This is a genomic window from Suilimivivens aceti, assembly GCF_025567405.1.
Lineage (GTDB): Bacteria > Bacillota > Clostridia > Lachnospirales > Lachnospiraceae > Suilimivivens > Suilimivivens aceti.
Map to the genome: position 1 here is coordinate 116,638 of NZ_JAOQKJ010000001.1, position 23,911 is coordinate 140,548.

Annotated in this window: 19 protein-coding genes; 3 read left to right on the forward strand and 16 right to left on the reverse strand. The window is 46.1% G+C overall.

Annotated elements, in window-relative coordinates; all coding sequences use genetic code 11:
* Positions 1-10: 10 nt before the first annotated feature.
* From OCV77_RS00510 to OCV77_RS00550, 9 genes are all read right to left on the reverse strand, one after another.
* The gene (locus OCV77_RS00510) at positions 11-1,984 is read right to left on the reverse strand and encodes a glycosyltransferase family 2 protein (protein ID WP_262572316.1); all 1,974 of its coding nucleotides are present in this window, start codon (positions 1,982-1,984) and stop codon (positions 11-13) included.
* Between the two features lie 11 nt (positions 1,985-1,995).
* Positions 1,996-4,272 carry a glycosyltransferase gene (locus OCV77_RS00515; protein ID WP_262572317.1) on the reverse strand — a complete coding sequence of 759 codons (2,277 nt, stop codon included), beginning with the start codon at positions 4,270-4,272 and terminating at the stop codon, positions 1,996-1,998.
* Positions 4,272-6,383, reverse strand: a complete 2,112-nt coding sequence (locus OCV77_RS00520; protein ID WP_262572319.1) for a class I SAM-dependent methyltransferase — start codon at positions 6,381-6,383, stop codon at positions 4,272-4,274. The genes OCV77_RS00515 and OCV77_RS00520 overlap by 1 nt, the downstream gene beginning before the upstream one ends.
* A 4-nt stretch (positions 6,384-6,387) precedes the next feature.
* The gene (locus OCV77_RS00525) at positions 6,388-7,692 is read right to left on the reverse strand and encodes an ABC transporter ATP-binding protein (RefSeq protein WP_262572321.1); all 1,305 of its coding nucleotides are present in this window, start codon (positions 7,690-7,692) and stop codon (positions 6,388-6,390) included.
* A gap of 45 nt (positions 7,693-7,737) precedes the next feature.
* The gene (locus OCV77_RS00530; RefSeq protein WP_317246607.1) at positions 7,738-8,769 is read right to left on the reverse strand and encodes an ABC transporter permease; all 1,032 of its coding nucleotides are present in this window, start codon (positions 8,767-8,769) and stop codon (positions 7,738-7,740) included.
* Positions 8,759-9,334: a dTDP-4-dehydrorhamnose 3,5-epimerase gene (rfbC, locus tag OCV77_RS00535; RefSeq protein ID WP_118798307.1), complete on the reverse strand. Its 576-nt coding sequence runs from the start codon at positions 9,332-9,334 to the stop codon at positions 8,759-8,761. The genes OCV77_RS00530 and rfbC overlap by 11 nt, the downstream gene beginning before the upstream one ends.
* An 18-nt stretch (positions 9,335-9,352) precedes the next feature.
* The gene (gene rfbA / locus OCV77_RS00540; RefSeq protein ID WP_118798306.1) at positions 9,353-10,222 is read right to left on the reverse strand and encodes a glucose-1-phosphate thymidylyltransferase RfbA; all 870 of its coding nucleotides are present in this window, start codon (positions 10,220-10,222) and stop codon (positions 9,353-9,355) included.
* A 115-nt stretch (positions 10,223-10,337) separates the two neighbouring features.
* Positions 10,338-11,420 carry a dTDP-glucose 4,6-dehydratase gene (gene rfbB, locus OCV77_RS00545; RefSeq protein ID WP_262572324.1) on the reverse strand — a complete coding sequence of 361 codons (1,083 nt, stop codon included), beginning with the start codon at positions 11,418-11,420 and terminating at the stop codon, positions 10,338-10,340.
* Positions 11,421-11,496: 76 nt separating this feature from the next.
* Positions 11,497-14,016, reverse strand: a complete 2,520-nt coding sequence (locus OCV77_RS00550; protein ID WP_262572326.1) for a GH25 family lysozyme — start codon at positions 14,014-14,016, stop codon at positions 11,497-11,499.
* Positions 14,017-14,351: 335 nt separating this feature from the next.
* On the opposite strand from OCV77_RS00550, the gene OCV77_RS00555 reads away from it, so the two are divergent.
* Positions 14,352-14,666, forward strand: a complete 315-nt coding sequence (locus tag OCV77_RS00555; protein ID WP_118798303.1) for a hypothetical protein — start codon at positions 14,352-14,354, stop codon at positions 14,664-14,666.
* On the opposite strand, the gene OCV77_RS00560 is transcribed toward OCV77_RS00555, so the two are convergent.
* Together OCV77_RS00560 and OCV77_RS00565 are read right to left on the reverse strand one after the other, a co-directional pair.
* On the reverse strand, positions 14,657-14,992 hold the full coding sequence (locus OCV77_RS00560; protein WP_262572327.1) for an EamA family transporter: 336 nt from the start codon (positions 14,990-14,992) through the stop codon (positions 14,657-14,659). The two genes, OCV77_RS00555 and OCV77_RS00560, sit on opposite strands and share 10 nt — an antisense overlap.
* Positions 14,989-15,354: an EamA family transporter gene (locus OCV77_RS00565; RefSeq protein WP_262572329.1), complete on the reverse strand. Its 366-nt coding sequence runs from the start codon at positions 15,352-15,354 to the stop codon at positions 14,989-14,991. The genes OCV77_RS00560 and OCV77_RS00565 overlap by 4 nt, the downstream gene beginning before the upstream one ends.
* A 173-nt stretch (positions 15,355-15,527) precedes the next feature.
* Between OCV77_RS00565 and OCV77_RS00570 the strand changes: the two genes are divergently transcribed.
* Positions 15,528-16,757, forward strand: a complete 1,230-nt coding sequence (locus tag OCV77_RS00570) for an SGNH/GDSL hydrolase family protein (protein ID WP_262572331.1) — start codon at positions 15,528-15,530, stop codon at positions 16,755-16,757.
* On the opposite strand, the gene OCV77_RS00575 is transcribed toward OCV77_RS00570, so the two are convergent.
* Genes OCV77_RS00575 through OCV77_RS00595 form a run of 5 tightly spaced genes read right to left on the reverse strand, consistent with a single transcriptional unit; the run spans position 16,758 to position 22,762 of the window.
* Positions 16,758-17,834, reverse strand: coding sequence for a hypothetical protein (locus tag OCV77_RS00575; RefSeq protein ID WP_262572332.1), 1,077 nt, complete (start codon positions 17,832-17,834; stop codon positions 16,758-16,760).
* Positions 17,835-17,852: 18 nt separating this feature from the next.
* Positions 17,853-19,316, reverse strand: coding sequence for an MBOAT family O-acyltransferase (locus OCV77_RS00580; protein WP_262572333.1), 1,464 nt, complete (start codon positions 19,314-19,316; stop codon positions 17,853-17,855).
* A complete protein-coding gene (locus tag OCV77_RS00585) occupies positions 19,316-20,128 on the reverse strand; it encodes a hypothetical protein (protein ID WP_262572334.1) in 813 nt (270 codons plus the stop codon). Before OCV77_RS00585 ends, OCV77_RS00580 begins: the two co-directional genes overlap by 1 nt.
* Positions 20,129-20,140: 12 nt before the next feature.
* Positions 20,141-21,202, reverse strand: a complete 1,062-nt coding sequence (locus OCV77_RS00590) for a DUF6077 domain-containing protein (RefSeq protein ID WP_262572337.1) — start codon at positions 21,200-21,202, stop codon at positions 20,141-20,143.
* A 3-nt stretch (positions 21,203-21,205) separates the two neighbouring features.
* Positions 21,206-22,762 carry a hypothetical protein gene (locus OCV77_RS00595; RefSeq protein WP_262572339.1) on the reverse strand — a complete coding sequence of 519 codons (1,557 nt, stop codon included), beginning with the start codon at positions 22,760-22,762 and terminating at the stop codon, positions 21,206-21,208.
* 151 nt (positions 22,763-22,913) lie between these two features.
* Here OCV77_RS00595 and OCV77_RS00600 point away from each other — a divergent pair, with 151 nt between their 5' ends.
* Positions 22,914-23,897, forward strand: coding sequence for a radical SAM/SPASM domain-containing protein (locus tag OCV77_RS00600; RefSeq protein ID WP_118798294.1), 984 nt, complete (start codon positions 22,914-22,916; stop codon positions 23,895-23,897).
* The last annotated feature ends 14 nt before the right edge of the window (positions 23,898-23,911 follow it).

Consider the following 23,911-nt stretch of genomic DNA (forward strand, 5'->3'; position numbering starts at 1 on the left):
ACTCATTATATCATGTTTTTAACGCAAAGTCACTTCTATCAAGTGAAAAATTGGGATTGTAATAGGGATCTCCTTTTTCCAGCACAGTCTTCCATTTTTCCCGGAAATGTGCAGATTCCCGGTTATAGCGCTCTGCCTTCTCCCCGCTGTCATCCAGGCCCCTTGATACCGATTCATAATGATAAAGCTCCGCAAAAGGAGTAAATACATTTAAGAGTCCCTTCTCCCTGAGCTTTAAACAGAAATCAACATCATTCAGGGAAATGGCAAAGCTTTCATCAAGACCTCCCACTTCCTCGAAGAGGCTCTTTTTCACAAGCAGGCAGGCTCCTGTCACAGCAGAAACATTCTGTGCATAGCAGAGCCTTCCCATATAGCCCAGGTTCTCTCTGCTCTGGCCGTAATGGCTGTGTCCGGCGGTTCTGTGCGCACCAAGCTGCAATACCACACCGGCATGCTGGATCGTCTTGTTTCCATAATAAAGCTTGGCCCCTGCCGCCCCCACATCCTCACGCTGGGCATACATCAGAAGCTCTTCCATCCAGTTGACGGTAATGACCTCTGTATCATTATTTAAAAGGAGGATATAATCTCCCTTTGTCTGCTTTACCCCAAAGTTATTTACGGCAGAATAGTTAAATCCATTCTGTCCCTCCGGCTTTTCATAAGTAACCACACGGATATTGTCATATTCCTTTAAGGAAGTGTAGTACTCAAAGATCTCCTTCGTCTCACTGCCATTTTCCACAATCACGATCTCATAATTTTCATAGGTCGATTTCTCCAAAATGGAAGTAATGCAGCGCTTCAGGTCTGCTGCGTGATCCTTGTTCGGGATCACAATGGAAATCATGGGATCTCCGATAATTTCATATCGGATCTTGAAAATGGTTTCAAAAGCCCTTGTCGAGGTGATCTGGAAATGGGTAAAGCCATGCCGTCTCAGATGGTCTGCCACAGCTCCCTTCGCCGCAGCCACTACATAAGGCTTTGCGTCGATCCCGGAGGCCACACTGCCCTCATGGCATCTCCAGTAATACAAAAGCTTTGGAATATGCACGATATGCTTTGCCCTGTCTGTCATACGAAGGATCATATCGTGATCCTGACTTCCGTCAAACCGGGAACGGAACAGCTCCTCCCCTTCCAGAAGCCTTTTTGCAAACACGCTGAAATGACAGATATAATTATTGGCCCGCAGATTGTCCACCGCATAATCCGGCTTGAAATGCATGGTCAGCATTTTATTGATATCACCATTTTTAAAGGTGGTTTCATCGCAGTAAATATAATCGGCATCCTGCTCGTTGACCGCCTTCACATATTCGTACAGCGTACTTGGATGCAGGATATCATCATGGTCAAACAACCCGATATATTCTCCCGTAGCCAGCTTCAGGCACTCATTGGTATTTCCGGAAATCCCTTCATTCTTTAAAAGCTTCTGATAAACGATCCTGCTATCCTTTTCCAAATATTCCCTGCAGATCCTTCCTACCTCCCCGTGCTCTGCATCCGACCCGTCAGCAAGACAAAGCTCCCAGTTCTGATAGGTCTGATTCAAAACAGATGTTATCATATCTCTGAGGAACGGTTCCGGCGTATTATAAAGAGGTACCAGGATGCTGATCTTTATCATCCTGTCAAAGACTGTCTCCCGCTCTTCCTTTGCCCTTGCTTCGTCCGGAAAGCTCTCTGTTCCATATCTGGCCATTGCCTTCCGTTCTATCTTCTTATAATCCAGCTTGGCAAGCACACCTCTGATACTTCCGCAGTTTTTCAGCCTGTCCCGCTGGCGGATCACGAAGTGCATGCCCCGTCTGAGCGGTGCACTGGCTTTCCAGAGGGGATTATTTTTGATCCGTGAAAGCTTGAAATTCAATTCTTCATTCTTTGCTTCCAGTACCGCCACACGCTCTGCCAGATCTGCTGTCTTGATATGTTCCTTTTCATAGGCTTCCTGATAATTCTTTTCTTCCGCCATATCTGTCTTCCTTATCCTTTCGCCCGCTTCGTTTCATCAAAGTAAACCTGTTCTTCTCCTGCCCGGAGCACCCAGCTGCTGTATGAGAACAGCTTCTGCCTGGAGCACCCATCCTCCATCAGCATTCCAAACCGGTACTGCCCCTTAGGAATGTCCAAAAGATGTACCTTTGCTGCAAACCCGGTCAGCTCCGTATGGATCTGATCCTTCAGGTTCCCGTCAATATCCGGGCGGTAACAGTCCCTGACCGGGATCAGGAGCTTTTCTCCTGTCTCCTTTTCTTCCAGAAACAGCGTCTTTTTATAACATGCGTTATCAGATCCGATCACAAAGGCATAGCCCTGGAAATAGTATCCCTCATCTTCCTCTGCAGGAAGTATCTTTCCCCTGCCAGCCGCTACACCATACTTCCATTTATAAATATCCATGGCACATTCCATACCAAGTACAACGCAGGCATCCTCCCTGGCATTCTCCGGCAGTTCTTTCTTCTGCACCCTGCTCCACGACATATCCATGGACACCTGATAATGATAAGCCGGTGTGTATTCTGACTCCAGCATATCTGTCGTAAGATATTTACTATAATAGGGATCCTTCCCATAGCAGTCCTGGTGCCGCTCGTAAAGCACATCCTTTTCCCGAAGAAGCCGGAGCTGCTTTTCCTCAGACTCTCCGTCCTTTCCACGGCTCAGTGATTCATGGTGGTACAGCACCACATCATTTCTCTGTATATTATCATATCCGCTTTCAAAAAGGGTATAGCAGAGATCCACATCATTGAAGGCTACTGCAAGACCCTCGTAGAAGCCGCCAAGCTCTTCAAACCTCTTCCTCTGAAGCATCAGGCAGGCTCCGGTCACCCCCATCATATTGTGGACATACCGGTTCCTTCCATAATAGTGGTCATCCTTATCATCCAGAAGCTGCAGCTTATGCGCCGGTCCCACATGCAGATTGGTAATCCCGGCATGCTGGATCACAGTAGAATCAGGATACAGGAGCTTAGCACCTACTGCTCCCACCCGCTTCAGCGATGCCTTTTCTGCCAGCTTCACAAGCCAGTCTCCCTGAATGATCTCCATGTCATCATTCAGGAAAAGGAGCAGATCTCCTTTTGCCATGGACGCTCCCAGATTACACATCCGCGAGAAATTAAAGGCCATGGACTCATAATGATAGCAGATTTCTCTGCACAAAGGATAATTTTTCTGCTGTAGTGCTTCTATATTTTGTTTAATCAGGATTTTATTTTCTTCTCTGCTTCCATTATCTACGAGAATGATCTCGTAAGGGATCCCCCCTTTGGTACGCTCGGTCAACGAGCTGATACAGTGGAACAGCACCTCCGGATTATCCTTGGAAGGGATGATAACTGATACCAGATGGTCTTTCCCATCTTCCGGCTGCCAGCTGTCCTGTCTTTCATACCCGAATGCACAGTCCGCGGGCAGCCGCATTTCCTTCACGGCTCCATACCCTTCCTCCGCCGTATGATACAGCACCTCATCTATATGTCTGACACAGCCTTTCCCTGTCAGACTGATTTCCTGACCGATTCCCCGGTTGATCACCTGATAACACAGCTCATAGACTGCATTTTTCCGGGTCAGAGCCTCCTTTGCTGACAATCCTTCCACAAGCTGCTTATTCTGATCAAGGCACTCGCACACGGCTCTCGCCGGAAGTGCCACCAGACTTCCCATATAGAAATACGAAAGGAAGGTATCCGGAGACCAGTCCGGCTTAAACCAGGGTTTCTCTCTTCCCTGTTCTGCCAGCACATCTTCATCTCCATATACCAGAACCGGCATTTCTTCATTCCATGTCTTAAACAGCATCGGCAGCGCAAGATCTGACAGCATCCCCTCAGCCATGGCAAATAAAATAACATTTGTATTTTTATCTTCGCCAAATGCTCTGATCTCCGGGATCCAGGCCTCTTCTCCCTTTCCATCCTGCCAGACCGGCAGGCAAAGGAATTTCACTGTATTTTCCGTACCTTCTTCTTTTTTTCGTACTTCATACCAGACAGGTGTCCGGATCATTTTTGAATGTATTCCTTCATTTTTGTATCCGGAGCCGTCCTGTGTTTGTTTTTCCGCTTCATTTTTCAGACATTTCTCATGTACTGATATAATGATCTTATCAATTCGCAGTTTTTCTTCCTGTTGCCTGATCCATCCATCATAGGTCATTTTCAGCCCATTCAGTTTTTTTTCGTAACTCCTGAACTGTTTTTTCATCAGGATATTTTTTGCAAACCGTTTCAGATCTGTCACGTTCATTATCCTTTCCGGAACAGATGCTTACACCCGTTCATAACATCAAAAGCCATATCCATCGCCACTGGGGACAGCTTCATCCGAAGGTGCAAGGTATTTTCACCAGTAACCGGCATCTCCAGTACAGAAAAGGTCATTCCCGGATCCATGGTTGCAAATACCCATGTCTGATCCTTTACCTTCCTGCCATTGGTGGCAAAATTCTTATCACTTAACTGTACTCTGCTTCCGTTCAGCAAAACCTCTTCCATCCTTACGATACAGCTTCTGTCTGCAGGGTCTACCCGCAGCGCCCGTACATTGCCGTCAAAAGGAATATCCACTTCTATGGTATCCTCATCTGCATATACATCCGGCAGATACTCTGAGTTCTGCTCACTGAAGCCTTCTCCAAAGTCACGGTACACCTGGATCCTCTCATCCAGTATCTTCTGCAGATGCCCCTTTGCCAGCTTCTTCACATCAATACAATAGGTACCGATCCCGGCCCGGATCTCGCCCATGGACTTATGCTTTCCGGTCACCTTTTTCTGGAACGCCTCTTCCCTAGCCCGGTATTCCTCTGCCTCCTGCTGCGTGATATGAAGCTTATTCATGATCCGGTCAAGATCCAGTTTATTTCTTCTTTCTTCTTCCAGAATATAGCAGTAGATTGCCCGGAAGGCGATCTCCTTTGTACTGATCTTTTCTTCCATCGTCCACTCATAATCGATCACAGTGAACCGGTCATCCTTTACAAGGATATTGGCAAAGATCAGATCGTAATCTGTCACACCGCTGTCTTCGCCATAGGAAATAAGCTGCAGATACCGTTCAAACAGCCGTTCAAATTCCTCTGTATCATCCTGAAAAAGTGCCTTATCCATCAATTCTTCCAGCGTCACACCCTCTTCAAAGTCAAAGCCGGCATAGCTGCCATCCGCCGGAAGGGTACATTCATTGATCCTAAGGTCACTTCCCGCATAACGTTCTTTCAGCAGTCTGCAGGAGTGCTCCATTTCCCGTACATGGCCTTTTGCCTGCTCTGTCAACGGATATTTCCGGATTTCCCTGCCCTCTGCTGTCTCCAGAAGTGCCGTGCAAAGCTGATAGCTTTCTGCCCGGTCATTGCTGTATTTCACATAGGTCGCCTGTGGCATTTCCCCCGTGATCACCATAAAGGAATTGGAGAAATCCGGGAAGCTTCCATCCTCGATCAGTCCGTCATATACATATTTTTCATTAAAGGTAATCAGTCTGTCCCTGTCAAAGTTCCGGATATTATCTGTCAGCTCTCCTACCACTGGCAGTCTCCTGTCAGAGTAGATCACTGTCGGGAATTTATAATCCGGGTAGGGATAATAGAAGGAATAATCAGATACCCCACAGCTTTCAAGGATCCTGCAGAGTCCCTTTCTGCTGAAGGTTCTGGCACTGCCGCCATCCGGATATCCTTCAAGACCGGAAAACCACGTTCCCAGGTGATCCTCCTTGCATCCGGCAAAGTACTTAAGTCCCAGCTTATTTTCAATTGCGATCACCAGATGACCGCTCTTTTTCACATGACGCAGCATGATCTTCAGAAAATCTTCATAGGGTGTTTTCGAGGGGATATAGGATGCCCCATATTCAAACACACCGATCAGACATACGAAATCATAGTCTGCCGGAAGCTCCGGCTCGATATCCTTAAAGTTTCCCACATGGATCGTGATATTGTCCTGATCCTGGTTTCTCCAGGCATTGATATGGCTTCTTCTGGCTGACAGATCCACACAGGTCACTTCTCCTGCCTTCTGCGCCAGCTTGTCCGTGATCGCACCACATCCGGATCCAATCTCAAGCACCTTATGCTCCTTCGTAATGGGAAGCCAGTCCACAATATTGGCCCGTAAGGGAGATAAATGATACAGGATCGGCCAGCTGTTTTTTTCCTCGATCAGCTCCTGATATTCCACTTTGGAAGCATTTTTCACGATACCAAGCAGTTCATCCTCGATCGCTCCATCACTATACAGATCTTTTCCCGGATAATGGCTGTAATCCAGTCTGACACTGCCGATTCTTTCTGGCAGGCTGCTGATCAGCTCCTCCTGCTGCAGACGGATCGGCTTTCTTACTCCATCCTGATTCATGGGCTTACTCCTTTTCCTGCTGTGAAAGCTCCTTCACAACGACTCTGGAATTCATATCATAGTATCCAACAGTATCCTTATCAGAGATCACCGTCATGTTTATCACATCATACAGTCTGTGATATACCTGAAACTCTTCCTTTTCAAAACCAGTCACACCAAACGAAAGAAGATACTCTCCTCCCTGCAGGTCGATCTTCTGGGTAAAGGTGATCTCCATGTCTCTGCCTGCCCTCACCGGAGAAAGAAATGCCTTTTCCACCATGGTATTGGTTCCTGTGATCTCCACACCCTTGATATTCTTGATCGTAAAGGCAAAAATAGGAGCTTCTATATCATGCTCAAAATGCACCTGCATGGTGATCGTACATTCCTTTCCCTTCAGCAATGCACTGGTCTCTCTTCCCATATCATCTGTTATTTTATATCCGGTGATCATGGCGTCCTTCGTTCCGTATTCCAGCAGCTCCGGATTCACTTCACCCTTCACTGTGCCAGCCGCCGCTGCCGCTGCTGCGGTGATCTCCTTATCAGAAAGGAGGCTATGATCGTCCGCAGCCGGTACGTACTGACCTACCAGCACCTGTTTATAAGCATCGATCATTTCCTTGGGGGAGCCTTCTCCAAGCTTCACGCCCTGGTTCAGCAGTACAACCCTGTCGCAGTATTTACTGATGCTGCTTAAGTCATGGCTGACAAAAACGATGGTCTTTCCCATCTCCTTGAACTCCTCAAACTTGTGATAGCACTTTGCCTGAAAGAAAACATCTCCTACCGACAGCGCTTCATCCACAATCAGGATCTCCGGTTCAATATTGATGGCTACAGCAAAAGCCAGCCGTACAAACATACCGCTGGAATAGGTTTTGACCGGCTGATGTACATAATCCCCAATATCTGCAAAATTTAAAATATCATCCATCTTTGCATCGATCTCCTTCTTGGAGAAGCCGATCATCGTACCGTTCAGATATATATTTTCAATCCCGTTATATTCCATATTAAAGCCGGCACCCAGCTCCAGCAGTGCGGAGATCCTTCCATTCACATGGACAGATCCTCCTGTTGGATTCAGAACACCCGTTATTATTTTCAGGATCGTAGACTTGCCGGAGCCATTGGTTCCGATGATTCCCACCGTCTCTCCCTGATAGATCGTCATATCCACGCCCTTTAAGGCATAGTGCTCCTTGTAGCGCTTCTTTCTGCCAAATCCAAGAGCCTCCTTCAGACGATCTGAAGGCTTATCATACAGCTTATAGGCCTTTTCCAGTCCTTTTACCTGTATTGCGACCTTTTTTTCATCCATTTTCCCAGTTCCTTTCTCTGTCCTGTAAAGTATGCCACAATCTCCCTACAGAACATCTGCAAAGTGAACCTTCAACCGTTTAAAGATCAGTGATCCCACACAGAACAGTGTCACAGTAAAGATCCAGAAATACGTGGAGGAATAAAAATGTTCAAAGAACCATTCATCTCCATAAATCGCATTGCGATATCCATTGACAATATAAACAAGGGGATTGAGCTTCACCAGCGTCACCAGTCTGTCATCCCCGATCTGGCCGATGTTCCAGAGGATCGGTGTTGCCCACATCCCAACCTGCAGGCCGATATTAATGATCTGGGAAAGATCCCTGAAAAAGACGGTAATCGCACAGGTACAGTAGCTCATTGCCAGCATCAGTACAAACAGACAGAAGCTGTAATACACGATCTGGATCGTATAGATGGTCGGGTAGTATCCGTAGATTCCGGCTACAACAAGCAGTACTCCCGCAAAAAATACATGGATAAAGGTAGCTGCTACCAGCTTAATGATCGGCAGGATACTGATGTTAAATACCACCTTTTTCACCAGATAGCTGTACTCCAGAAGAGCATTGGTGCCGCTGGTGATCCCCTCTGAAAAATAAAACCAGGGAACAAGACCTGCTGTCAGGAAAAGCACATACGGTACCTCCACTCCGCTGGCCACCATTTCACTTCTGGTATTAAAGATCACATCAAAAACCACATAATACATGGCCACCGTTACAACCGGCTGTACCAGTGCCCACAGAAATCCAAGATAAGAACCGGCATAACGCTTTTTAAAGTCATTTTTGGCAAGCTTCCAGATCAGCTCCCTGCTCTGGAAAAGTTCCCTCGGAATGATAAACATCCTGTCATAATACACACTGAAGATCACACATGCCAGCAAAAGAAGTGCACAGGCACAGAATTTCTTCAGATTTTCCGTGTGGATATCTGATGCCAGCGGATTACTATGGCTGACTACCATAATCCCCACCAGAATACAGATCCCCCAGAAAATACCAATTCCCACCGGCTTTGGAACAGATTTCAGCACAGATGCCAGTGATTTCTTTTCTTTACTGTTCATGCTGTCCTTTTCTCCATTCGGTGTAAGCTTTAAGTCCGCCCCACTTCTGATCCTTGTCTGACATCACAAGCTCAGTTCCCGGCGCAAAGGGCCATTCCACGCCGATATCAGGATCATCGAACTTAAGACCGCCCTCATCACCCGGATGATAAAAATCTGTACATTTATAAGCAAACTCCGCATAGTCGGAAAGGACAAGGAAGCCATGTGCAAAATTCTTGGGAATAAAAAACTGCTTCTTATTTTCTGCAGAAAGGACAACACCATGCCATTTTCCGTAGGTTGCAGAACCGGGACGCAGATCCACAGCCACGTCAAATACCTCCCCGCTCACCACACGGACCAGCTTGTCCTGTGGATATTCAATCTGGAAATGCAGTCCTCTCAGCACATTCTTCACAGAGGCTGACTGATTATCCTGCACAAAGATCTGGTCAATTCCTGCTGCCTTATAATCATTATAATTGTAGGTTTCCATAAAATACCCTCTGGCATCTCCATATACCGCCGGGGTAATGATCTTCAGTCCTTCAATCTCACATGTCTCAACTGTTATTTTTCCCATTTCTGTCCGGGAACGTCTCTACAGACCTTCCGCAACCTCCTTTAAATATTGGCCATAATTGGTCTTCATCAGTGGCTCCGCCAGCTTTAAAAGCTGTTCCTTATCAATAAAGCCTCTCTTATAGGCAATCTCTTCAATACAGGAGATATAGAGCCCCTGTCTCTTCTGGAATGCTGCCACGAAATCTGCCGCATCCAGCAGGGAATCATGATTTCCGGTATCAAGCCACGCAAAGCCTCTTCCAAGGGTTTCCACCCGCAGGGTTCCTCTTCGCAGATATTCATTGTTGATACTGGTAATCTCAATCTCTCCGCGTGCAGAGGGTTTCACATTGGCTGCGATCTCCACAACATCATTGTCATAGAAATAAAGTCCAGGTACCGCATAATTGCTCTTTGGATGCTCAGGCTTTTCTTCAATGGAAAGAGCCTTCCCGTTTTCATCAAATTCTACGACACCATACTCTCTCGGATCTCTGACATAATAGCCGAAAATGGTCGCTCCGCTTTCTCTGGCTGCAACCTCCCGAAGTACCTTTGAAAAGCTCTGTCCATAAAAAATATTATCCCCAAGCACAAGTGCCACAGAATCATCTCCGATAAAATCTGCGCCGATGATAAAGGCATCAGCCAGTCCTCTTGGCTGCTCCTGTACCGCATAGGAAAACTTCATGCCAAGCTGGCTTCCATCAGAAAGCAGTTCCTCAAATACGTGGATATCACGTGGTGTAGATATGATCAAAACCTCCCGTATCCCGGCCAGCATCAGTGTGGATAACGGATAGTAGATCATGGGCTTGTCATAAACCGGCATGATCTGCTTGCTGATGGCCTTGGTGAGAGGATATAATCTGGTTCCCGAACCTCCTGCCAGAACGATTCCTTTCATTGCATAACCCTCCATTCCATGCATTGCATAATCTATATCAGTATACCACAAAATGGGAGTGATTGTAAATCACTCCCATTTTATCTGTGTTTTCTGTGTTTTCATGCTCTGTATTTTATTTTGTATGGTACATATCTTCGTAATACTTCTGATAATCACCGCTTGTTACATTCTTCAGCCATTCCTCATGCTCAAAGAACCATGCGATAGTCTTCTTAATGCCATCCTTAAAACAGGTTTCCGGCTCCCAGCCGATCTCTGCCTTAATCTTGTCCGGTGCGATCGCATAGCGTCTGTCATGTCCCTTACGATCCTCTACATAGGTGATCAGATCTTCACTGACCAGTGCCTTTCTTGGATCATCATCAGGAAGCATTTCCTGCAGAGTGTCAAGAATAATATGAATAATCTCGATATTCTGCTTTTCATTGTGTCCACCTACATTATAGGTTTCAAACAGGCGTCCCTTTTCCTGTACCATATCAATGGCCTTGGCATGATCTTCCACATACAGCCAGTCACGGACATTCCTTCCATCTCCATAAACCGGAAGCTTCTTGCCCTGCAGTGCATTGTTGATGATCAGCGGGATCAGCTTCTCCGGGAACTGATAAGGTCCGTAGTTGTTGGAGCAGTTGGTAATATTAGCCGGGAAATGATACGTATCCATATACGCCTTTACCAGCATATCTGACCCTGCCTTGCTTGCAGAATAAGGACTGTGTGGTGCATAAGGGGTGGTCTCATAGAAATAACCGCCATCCTCACTTAAGGAACCATATACTTCATCGGTAGATACATGCAGAAACTTCTTATCTGCTTTAAAACTGCCATCCGGAAGCTCCCAGGCTGCCTTGGCACAGTTCAGCATAACAGCGGTTCCCAGCACATTGGTCTGTACAAAAACCTCAGGGTGTTTAATACTGCGGTCTACATGGCTCTCTGCCGCGAAGTGGACTACTCTGTCAATATCGTTCTCAGCAAACACCCTGCTGATGGCTTCCTTATCACAGATATCTGCTTTCACAAAGGTATAATTGTCTCTTTTCTCAATATCCTTCAGATTCTCCAGATTGCCCGCATAGGTCAGGGCATCCACATTGATGATCCTGATCTCCTTGTCATATTTCTTAAACATGTAATGAATATAATTTGAGCCAATAAAACCAGCTCCTCCTGTTACCAGATAGGTTCTCATTTCTTTTCTCCGTTTCTCTTTCACTGATATCTTATCTACGGTTTACTATAACGCATATTCTGCCAGATTACAACCTCTAATACCCCAGATAGCTGATGTTCATATCCACATTTCCACTGATACCGGACACCTTGCCTTTGGAGGAATACTGCCACATATCATACTTGGTTCTTGTATAGGAAGGTGCTGCCGCATACTGTGCCAGCCAGATCTTGTAGCCTGTCAGGCTGGGTGTATTCATATAGCTGGTAAACCATGTCTTATTGGCATAGATACCTGCCTTATAGCCAGAATTCTGGATTGTCTGACAGAATGCCCTGCAGACTGCTGTACGGGTATCTGCACTGATCGCATCTCCCCGTCCGTTGCTGGCCTCTACATCAAGGAATACCGGATAGCTGATATTATAGCCTTTGATCAGGCTTAATACCATGGATGCTTCCTCTACCGCTTCTACCTCATTTACTGCCTGGGTGAAGAAATATACGCCTACCTTCAGACCTGCATTCTGGGCTCCCTGGATATTGCTCCTGAACTTTGGATCCTCGATCAGGGCTCCTGTTGTAGAACCCCGGTATCCGCATCGGATAATTACATAGGATACACCACTGTTTTTCACTGCTTTCCAGTCAATGCCGCCGTTCCACTTGGAAACGTCAATTCCCATATGACCGGAGCCGGTATCCAGCACACCGTTATCATTAAACTTGTATTCTGCCCCCTGGATAACCTGCCGTCCGGTCACCTTATTTCCGTTTTTGTCAAAGAAATAGGTTGCACCATCAATGGTCTGCCAGCCGGTATATCTGTACTCCCCTGTTGTTTTGCTGCTCTTTCTGTAAAACTCCTTAATATCATTATTATAATAATCTGCGTACTTGGCTTCCCGGAAATTACCGTTGCTGTCCTTGACATACAGCTTATCACCGCTGTTGTTCTTCAGATCTGTCTTGGTATCCGTTCTGGCACTGTTTGCAGGTGTTGGCGTAGCACTCGGCGTAACCGTAGGGGTCGCCGAAGGTGTTACAGACGGACTCGGACTTACCGATGCACTGGCACTGGCTGACGCGGATGCAGACGGTGTTGCCGTAGGTACTGCTGTAGGTGTCACTGCAGTCGGTGCCGCCGTTGCTTCCGGTGACTTTGTTTCCTGAGGCTTTTCGGTCGGTGCCGCCGTTACCTCCGGTGACTTTGTTTCCTGAGGCTTTTCGGTCGGTGCCGCTGTTGCTTCCGGTTCCGGAGTCGGAGTCTCTGTCTGTACCGGTTCCGGAGTCATCCCACTGTTATTATTTCCGCCGCTCTCTTCTTCAAACTTCCTGGACAGCAACCGGAAGCCCGCTGCTGTCTTGGCAGCAGGATCTGTAATATCTGACCGCGAAACCTTTTCATAGCTGTCCTCAGACTTCTCAGTTCCTTCTATCAGTGTCCTGGTCGATTCTACCCATTCTACCGTGTCCGTATTAGTGGATTCCACTTCTGTATTATTGACTGCGGTATCCTCTACTGCTGCATTGACCTGTGCTTCTGATTTGATCTCATCAGCCACTTCTACCTTTTTATATTCAATCGTATCCTTAACGGTAATAGTCACCGCTTCCTGGCTGAAGCTGTATTCGTCAAGACCGGAAGGTCCAATGATCGCTACCTTATATTTCCCAGGGGCAATATTCTTTTCATAAATAATACCATCCTTATCATCATCCTTCAGCACATAGCTCTTGCCATCCGGGGGTGTTACCTCTGCTTCAAAAGCAATGCTTGGTATCAGCTTTCCTGAAGTTTTGTTAACAAACTTGATCTTCAGGTCTTTTTGGATAGAAGTCATATTCATCATCACTTCTATCTTACCTGTATTCTCATCAACCTGTTTTTCCTCTTTTTCAAGCCTTTCAAGCTCCTCTGCCATGGCACGCGAGGACTGTGCATCTGCTATGGCAAGCAGACCGCTCTCTCCGATCACAGGGATATTTTCAAGACCCTCCCCTATCTGTGCAAAAGCCGCGATCGCTTTTGTCTCTGCTCTGGCATTCAGGTACATACTTCCCGCTACGATTCCAACTGCGATCACAATGATACCGGTCAGAGCCACTGCATAATCTGTGAGGGTGCGTTCTTCGAGGAAATCTATAATCCTGCCAAGGCCATCTCTCCTTCTTCTCCGGAAAGCATACGCCCTGTCATCTTCCTCCTCATCATCTTCATAATCCTCGTCGTCTTCGTAATCCTCGTCGTCCTCGTAATCCCCGTCGTCTTCGTAATCCTCGTCGTCTTCGTAGTCCTCGTCGTCCTCGTAATCCTCGTCGTCTTCGTAATCCTCGTCGTCTTCGTAGTCCTCGTCGTCTTCGTAGTCCTCCGCATACTCATCCTCATCATATGCAGCTTCTGTTTCGTCCTCTTCTATCTCATCATAATCATCATCGGACTCATATTCATCGAATTCATCGTCTTCATATTCGTCAGTCTCTCCGTCCCACTCGTCCTCATACTCTTCCATGTCATCATCAAAATCCATCCACTCCATGGATCTGTTTCCTGACTTCCTGACATTTCCTGCCCGCTTTTTTTTCTTCTTATTATGTAAAAAAAGTCTGCTCATTCCAGTTTTAATCCTCCAGCTTCTGTCCAGCCCGTCTGCTTCGGACAGCATTTACCCAAAATAATTACATTTTAGTATATCATTTTCACCCTGTAAGCACAATTCCTTTCTCTTTTTGCTATTCTTAAAAAAAACTTAATGTCATTTTCCCTAAATTTCTGCTGTCGTCTTTTCCCGAGTGCCGAAAAAACATAGTCTATTTTTCCCATTTTTGCTAATTTATACGATAACTTAACAAAATCTTAACTGTTTTCACGGATTTAGCCATTGACAAAGATTGTAAAAAAAATATAATATTAAATCAGATTTACAACTTATAAAAGGGGGAATTTTATATGATGTATATGCATTACTGCAAAAAATGTCACCGGATCATGATGCTGACCGGTCACAAGATGATCTGTCCAAGGTGTACAGATCCACTTACGGAGCTTCGTATCTCCTACCTGGACTATGTTGATCTCGGTCCCGGAGAACGGGAAGCACTTCTTCAGAAATGTGCCAATGAAAGCGAACTGTCAGGTCTGAAGACAACCTACCGGATGTACAAGTACAGCAAATGGTACCGGGAACTGCAGGCAGAAAATTCTGACGAGCTTCCCATCACGGTTCTGCTTGCCGAAAAAGCCAACAAAGCACATCACAAGTAATACACAGCAATTCCTGCAAAGATCAGCGCCATTCCCAGGACTTTTCTTTTGGTGATCTTCTCATGGAAGAAGAAATAACTAAGGATCAGCACCATGATATATCCGGTCGCTTCCACGATCTGCACATTGGTAAAGTCCATACCGGAATAGGCGATGATCGTCAGGAACATAGAAAGAAACATCATTCCATATCCACAGATCACGTAAGGATTCAGATATTCGTAGATTATGGATCGATAGGTTTTCTGTGCACTCTTCTTTAACAGGATCTGTGAAAAGGATGCCACTACCACAGACAGGATCAGGATCAGTAAATGTGTATTCATTCCTTTACCTCCTCACTGTTCAGCACCACGATCCCAACGATCACAAGCAGAATGCCTGCCACCTTTGTCAGTGTGATCTGTTCTTTAAATAAAAGTGCGCCAAAAACCATGGCCCACAAAAGGACAACTGCCTTATTGGAATAGGCAACCGACAGTTCCATTCTCTTGATCAGCTGCTGCCAGAGGATCGCATAAACGCCAAGTACACACAGCTCCAGTCCGTAAAGCAGAATAAAATTCAGGCTAAATGGCTCCTGCGCCGATGCAAATTTCGCAACTACACTGTTAATACTGTAGATAAAAAAAACAATCTGAAGCATCAGAATATCTTTGATCTGAAACTTCCTTTTCTGATCTTTCATAACCTTCTCACCTTCCACCGGATGCTTATTACCGGATGTCCGTTTTTGAAATACGTTACTATTCTATCACATCCCCTCTGGCCAGTATATTAATTTTTTATGAATTAGGTAGATTTTTAGGCAGAATAATAGTAGAATAGCAGGGTACATTCCCTTAGAACAGGAGATTATCAATGAAAAAAGAAATAAAAGCCCAGGAGCTGCCTGATCCTGAAATTGAAGATCTGGATCTGGAAATGGACAGTATTCCAGATGCTCAGGCTGATGATGACGATACAGACAATGATGCATCTGATAATGAAGACAGGAGTCCGTCTGATACTGATAATGATAATGATAATGAAAGCGATGACATCGAGGATGTCGATATGGACAGTGTCCCTCCCTCGGAAGAAAAAGCTGCCGGCTCCGGCAGACAGCCACATATCCAGCTTGGTCTTCACCTGATCCTGCTGGCAGTCATCCTCTTTATCGGCGGCTTCTCTGTTTACCGCCTGGTGAAATGGAATCAGGGCACGAAGCTCGAGAAGATCGATCCCAATGAAGATACCTCCGAATTTGACATCGAGACTAATGATATGATCATCCCCATGGATTCTTCCAGACTGGAAGGTCATGAGGATGACGGCGTGACGACGATCCTCTGCCTCGGCAATAATCCCTTTGCTGATGACAGAAGCGGCGACGGCCTTGCTTCCCTGATCGCAGGTAAGACAAACTCTACTGTATATGACTGTTCCTTCCCGGATTCTTCTGCTGCCTGCAGGTATGCCATTTACAATCCGGAGTATACAAAGGATCACTTCAATTTATACTATGTAGTAGAAAGCCTGCGCAGCGGTGACCTGACAGCCATCAATTCCATTGCCGGAGATGAGCCTGATCCCCGTTATCAGGAAGCTGTAGATGTAATGAAAACAGTAGATATGTCCAAGGTTGATATTCTGATCATCATGTACGACAGCACCGATTATAACAATGGCACTCCCTCTGATAATCCGGATAATGCCTACGATGTAACTGCCTTTACCGGTGGTCTGCGTATTTCCCTTAAAAATATTCAGGAAACCTGGCCATACATCCGTATTTTCGTAATGTCACCAACCTATGCCCAGTACATGGACGAGGACGGGAATCTTCACAACGGCACTACCACAGATCTTGGCAATGGTACCCTGAACCACTATCTCCTCAAGGAGATCGATGCTTCCATGGACTGCGGCGTATCCTTTATCGATAACTACTTTGGCACGATCAACGAGGATAATTACAAAGAATACATGCGCGACTATATGCATGTCAATCAGGCTGGACGCGAAAAGCTTGCAGACCGCATCGCCGCCATCATCAATGCCACAACAGGCACTGCAAATGCAACAGAAGAAGCTTCCTCCTGTGAATAACTACTCACCAGAAAGAAGCTCCTCAAAATCATAATTCTGAACAATGGTTTTCATGTGGGAAAGATATTCATCAATCGTCTTTCCCTTTTTTGATCCCTCTTTTGCCACAAGTCCTGTGCTGCCATCTGCAAAGCACTCTGTCATAAACCTGTTATACCTTGGATGATAATGGCTGTAATCCGCATAGTTATTCAGATCCAGGATGATATCCTCTCTGTCCGGGAAAAAATAGACCTCCACATTATCATAGGCATTCAGCCGCTCTGCCAGATACCGGTACTGTGCAAGAGTCGCCTCCAGATGATTTCCAACAACCACATCATTCCAGAACAGAATACTGTACGGCGGAAAAAATACCACAAACTTGGTATCCGGATTCTGTTCAATATAGGGACAGATGTTAACATCCAGATTTTCCCTTGTCCCGGGCAGATATTCCTCTGCCGGTGCTTCCTCCTCCACAGGCTGCGGACTTTCATAATTATGCAGCACCCATTCTTTATTATAATATTCCTCAGTCCACCAGCTGGCATATACATTTGAGAGATTCGTCGGATCCGGATCTGCCATAGGCCTCAGGATGTAATTCAGGATCACATCCTTATTCAGTACATACTCTATGTCATTCAGATAATTGTCATCATACAGATATTCCGGGATAGGATACTTTGTCTCATCTACACCACCCATATAGGTGATCACATCAATACCAAGAAAAACCTCTTTTACCTCGTGGCCGCTGTCAAAGATGATCTTCATGATATTGGACTGATCCTTCGGGTATGCACCGCTGTAGCTCAGCTTGATCGTATTGAGTCCCATCAGCTCTTTAAACCAGTCTGTCTGAAAATTTACGGTCATGGAGGATCCAAGGATCACGCTGTCATATTCCATATGCTCTGCCATCCCCGGATTCTGGGAAAGCTGATTGTCGATCAAATACGGAAAGCCCTTCAACGGCTTATGATAATGGAAAAAAGGATCTACTATAATGACCAACGTCATTGCCAGTATACAGCCCAGAATAAAGATGCCAAGCAGTCCTGCCACTGCTTTCCGAAAGGCTGATTGCTTCATCGTTCAAAATCTCTCTTTCTAAAAATTCAGGTAAATAAAGGAGCTGACACCGCCAAAGCCAAGCACACACCATAGTAAAAGGCCTGCCAGTACCAGCGTGGACAGGGCTCCCGGCTTTATCTTTTCTGCCATTCTTACAGCGCTTTCCTTTTTCATGGAAAGGACAAGTGCCGCTGCCAGGATCAATACCATCAGTATGTAATGCGCATACTGCCAGGAATCCAGATGCAATACCTTGATCACGTACCAGAATTCATCCAGATTAAAGCTTCCGGCAAGATTCCAGTTTATCCTGGTAAAGGTAAGACTTCCCATCCGTTTAAACAGTGCCAGTGCATCTCCTATAGACGGTGCCCGGAAGAATACCCACGCAGCATTCACAAACAAGAAAGTAAGGATCGTGCAGTAGAGCTTTCTGATCCTGGATTGGAAATCCACCCTTCTCTCCATTCCTCCTGATGCCACAGCTCTGTCCTTCCTCCTGTCATGCAGCCATCTTGTGATCACATACAGTACGCCATGCATGCCACCCCAGATCACAAAGGTAAGTCCTGCCCCATGCCAGATACCGCTCACAAGAAATACCACCAGTGTATTTACATAGGTACGGATTCTTCCCTTCCGGTTTCCTCCCAGCGGGATATACAGATATTTCGTAAAGAAACGGGTCAGTGTGATATGCCAGCGTTTCCAGAAATCCATGATGTTTTCTGCCCGGTAGGGCATATCAAAATTTAACGGCAGCGAAATAGAAAAGCACCTTGCAATTCCCATTGCCATATCGCAATAGCCGGAAAAATCAAAGTAAAGCTGCAAGGTATAGGACAGCATGACGATCAGTGCATCCGGTGTATTCAGTACCGATAGATTGCTGTATCCAAAATCTACTGCTTTTCCAAGCGTATCTGCAAGCAGCACCTTCTTTGACAGTCCAAGAATAAACAGTGTCAACCCTCGATACAGATTCTCAATGGAAAATCCCTTTTTTCCGCTCTCCTGATACGCAGGCAGAAAATCCGTCGGAAGTGCTATTGGGCCTTCCATGATCTTAGGGAAGAAGGTGAGATACACACTGTAATCAAGAAGGCTCGTCCTTTTCAGGCTTCCCCGGTATCCCTCCATCAGAAATGCGATCTGGCTGAAGGTAAAGAAGCTGATCCCCAGTGGTACAAAGGTGCTTCCCGTATATTTAAAAATGCCAAGCACCAGCAGATCGAGAAATATCCCCCCTGCCAGAAATGCTTTCTTTTCCTTCCTTTTTTCTATCTGTCTGTAAAAGGCAAAGTTCACCAGAAGGCTTACCAGCAGAACCGGCAGATATGCCGGCTTCAGATAACCATAAAACAGCAGGGATGCTGCCACCAGAAACAGAGAAGGCAAAAAGCTTCTTCCCTTCTTTTCCGCAGCTTTACCACACAGCCAGTAACCGGCCAGGCTCACCGGAAAAAACAAAAATACAAAGATATAGGAATTAAACAGCATTACTTATCATCCTCTTCATAATATACCGCAAAGCTTTCTGCCGCCGCCTTTGAAACAGGATCCAGATAGATCAGATAACCATCTATCTCTTCCTCAAGTGTCAAGCCGGCATTCTCCGGATCTCCTGTCATCTCTCTGCTTTTATCCAGAATAATATACTGACAGTACTCTTCCCTGCAGGCCTCTACCAGCTTTTCCGGATCCAGAACCTCGTCCTCTTCCATGGCCTCGTGAACCTTATTATAGTAATCCCACTGGCTGGCGATCATTTCCCGTCCGTAGGGCATTCTGATATCCGAATCATACTGTCTCACAAAATGCACCAGCTTCTCTGGAAATACAGCTGTCACCTGCACATCCGGATCAGCATCAGATGGATGGATCAGGTCACAGATCCTCACCACTGTGTCCGGAATATGATATAAATTCTCCGCTTTGGAAATATAATCACTTTTGTACACATAACTGCCACAGAGTATGATCAGCACCATACTGACAAGAATACCGATCCTTCTGTGCCTGCCTGTAAACCTTACAGCTCCGTAAGCGGTGATCATCCCCATCGGAATCGTCCAAAGCACCCGGTAATAGGTCTCCCCATCCAGCCCCATGGCCACAAACAGCTGCCGGCTCACCGGGAACAGAAATAAGATCAGGATCAGCACCGGTGCATATACAAACAGCTGCCGGATCGTTTTATCCTTTTCTGTGACCAGGAGATAAAGAAAGGACACCAGTGTCAATACAAACAGAAGCTTCAGTCCCGTATATAGCTTGAAGATCACAAGACTTTCCATAAAAATTCCAAACATGACAGACTCCTCTCACATATGGCTGGCAATCAGATAGGTCAGCATATATGCTGACCCGGGTACACAGGATAAACAGGCTTTTACCAGAATCCCAGGGCGTTTTTTACTGACTGCAAGAAGCAGGCCAAGTCCCGCCGTCAGAAGGCAGGTAAGCAATACCCCAAGGGAGCTGCTGATACCGGAGGCCAGATTTAAAAATGCCAGCAGGAAAAACAGCTTCTGCTGTGCTTCTCCCCGGAACATACACAGATACAGCCAGAAGATCGCCGGGATCATGAAGTTTCCACACAGGGATTTGCCCTGCCAGGTTCTTGTCAGGAAAAAGGTCTCACTGGTATAAATAGACACATTTCCAAAAATCTGAAACAGTGCCATCAGAATAAGAAACCGCAGTATCTCTGTTCTTTTCCCCGGAAACAGCCTCCTTCCAATCTGAAAATACAGTGCGTAGGTCAGCAGGATCAGACCGATCGGTGCTGCGCTGTGTGCAATGATCGTTGCATGGATCCCGCTCATTTTCCCAAGGAATGCCTCATAGATCGGCATCAATGCCAGCGCATGCCGGATATCTAACGGTGCACTTCTGCCGGTATTGGGATTGATCCGGTAAAGGGTGTCCTGCTGCTGGGCGATCAGTCCCTGCACACCATAATACGCATCATCCCCGTCAAAGGATGCTCTGGTAAACGCCATATATAGCTGAAATCCAAGCAGCAGTGCAAACAGCACCAGATAGACCCATTCTTCCACAGTCCTCTTTTCAGGGAAGCTGCCTTCCAAAAGACTGCTGTAGTCTTCCTTCTTCTTCAGCAGCCGCACCACTCCTGCAAGGAATCCCACTCCTGCAAGAAGCCCAAAAATCAGGCACAGCCTCGAAAATCCATGATAAACAGTAAACAGTACCACCGGAATTCCCACCAGCTCAAACAGGGCAAACAGTACCAGATAGCCACTGATCCAGATCCCCGTCAGTGTCCTGTCCTCTTTTTTTAGCCACCGTCCCGGCAGCACGCCAATCCCAAATGGCAGAATAACCATGCAGAAGATCAGCATCAGTATCTGCAATACGATCATTTCCTAATCCTTTCTCCGGAACAGATAATAGGTAAAGTCCTGTCCGTTTTCCGTCCAGTCTTCTTCTGCTGCCAATTCGTACCTCTCAAAGATCACATCCGGGTAGGAATCCCTTGCCAGCACAAACTGTATCTGTCCCTCTCTGATATAACGCTCCTGTTCACTGAGCACCGTATCCATAATGACGGTCTGCGTCTGAAACCACTGACAGGTAGGCACAATATCACATACCGTATACAGTCCGGCATCCAGACAACCGATATTTAAGAGCGTCGGAGCTTCCTCCTGCTCTACAACGGCCGCCAGCTTATATAAAAAGTGATCTTCCCTCTTTACCTTATGAAACGGGAAATTCATGGAAAGGTTACAGAGCAGCACTTCCATAATAACAAGAATGGCTGCACCGCAGATGAGGAAGGCTCCATGCCGCATATTTTTTTTCGGTTGTGCACTCATCTGTGCGTTTTTCCTCTGTCCTTTGCACAAACCATAAATCCATTCCAGCACTTTTCCAAGAAATACAAATCCAAGCGGCGTGAACACGGATAACGGCAGCGCATAATAAGGCAGCTCACTGCCTCCCACATAAATACCAAGAAACAGGAAAAAGCACAGACAGATCATGCTAACTGCCGGCAGGATCCGTTTTTTCTTTCCCTGCAGAAGATACCATAAAACACCCGGTATCACAAATGCAAAATAGCAGAGATTTTTACGGATCACCCAGTAAAGCAGCTTCGCCAGTATATAGACCCGCTCTGAAAGTCCCGGTCCTTCCCCGTTCAGATTGCTGTATGCAAATACATTGATATACACATAGCCCCAGTACCAGTCATACAGCGCATGCTGCAGGGCAAAATAAAGGATCCACGGAACAAAGGGAACGAACATGCCAAGCAGGAAAATTCCACAGGCCTTAACAGCCCCTTTCAGATCCTTTTTCACAAGAAAGGCAATGGCAATGCACATCATCCATGCGAAGAAAAAGCCAAGCACGGTAAACTTGATATTGGCTACCATACCAGCCAGCAGCCCGCCAAAGAGCAACGTCTTACTATCCATGACCTTTTCCGGATATTCCTCCTTAAAATAACGCAGGATCAGATAAAATCCGGCAAGCAGGAACGGCAGACAGATCTCCTCCGCGCTTCCTCCATAATAAAAGCTGTTTGATACAAAAGCTGCCGCCAGTGGCAGCGGACTTAACAGAAGTGCCAGATCCTTTTTCAGATACAGTGACAGGATCCGGTAAATACTAAGCAGATCTGCTGCCGCCAGCACAAGCTCCAGCACAAAAACACCGGCAAAGGTCGTATGCGACAGCAGATAGGCCAGTCCATAAAAAAAGTATAAATACATACCCTTCTGATCAAAAATGTCCCTGTATGGCACCTTTCCGTGGAACAGTCCTTTTCCTACGGAAAAATAACTGTTGGCATCGTTCCAGTCATTGCAGGGATACAGCAGGGAGGATCTGCTGGCCACAAACAGTATGGCAAAAGCCGAAAGCAGCAGATATCCCGCCTCTATATAATGATTTCTTTTTTCCTTCTGATTCATACCTGTATTTTCCATAGGTTCTATTTTACACTACTTTCTCCGGAAGCACCAGTCTCTGTTTCTTCTTGCTTGACGCTGTCTGCAATCAATGTTACTATAATTAGGTTAGATTGTACATTTTATATATTATGTACCAATAAAGGAGTTTATTATGTCAGTAAGATTTCACAATTTCGGCGGTGCACTTGGCTGGAATCTGCAGAAGCATTTTCCCAGGCTTTCCTCCGAAAGTTACTTAAAATTACAGTTTCTTACCAGGAATAAGCTGCAGGAGCAGTATATCCAGTATTTCCTGAACGCAGAGGAAACACCGCAGCCGCTTGTAGTCAACCTGGAAACGATCAACCGCTGCAACAGCACCTGTTCCTTCTGTACTGCCAACAAGAACGCCGAAAAGCGCCCCTATAAGCGCATGGATGAGGATCTGTTCTACAGCATCATCGATCAGCTCCACGACTGGGGCTACAAGGGTCATCTGACACTGTATGGAAACAATGAGCCCTTCCTGGATACCAGGATCGTGGAATTCCACAAATACTGCAGGGAACAGCTGCCTGACAGCTATATTTTCCTCTCAAGCAACGGTCTCCTGCTCACCATCGATAAGGTCAAGGAGATCATCCCTTACGTAAACCAGCTGATCATCAACAACTACTGCCGCGACATGAAGCTTCATGATAATGTGCAGGAAATTTATGATTATGCGAAGTCCCATCCGGATGAGTTCAAGGACGTAGAGCTTCTGATCCAGATGCGTTATATGGATGCAGTCCTTACAAACCGTGCCGGCAGTGCTCCAAACAAGCAGAATACCCAGAAGATCATCAAGGAAACCTGCTTAATGCCCTATACCGATATGTTTATCTTCCCGGATGGCCGCATGGGCATCTGCTGCTGTGACAATTTCGAAGCTACCACACTTGCAGATCTTACTAAAACCCCGTTAAAGGAAGCATGGAGCAGTGAGGAATACAGGAAACTCCGCCAGGCGATCAAAACCAGCCGGAGTGATTATCAGTTCTGTAAGTACTGTGATTTCATTGATGCCGGACTCCGTATGGATATGGTAGATGATACCTTAAAGCACAGAGCTGCAAATCACGGTGCAAGACAGTCCCTGTTCCGCAAGAAATAAAATAACCTTTCGAA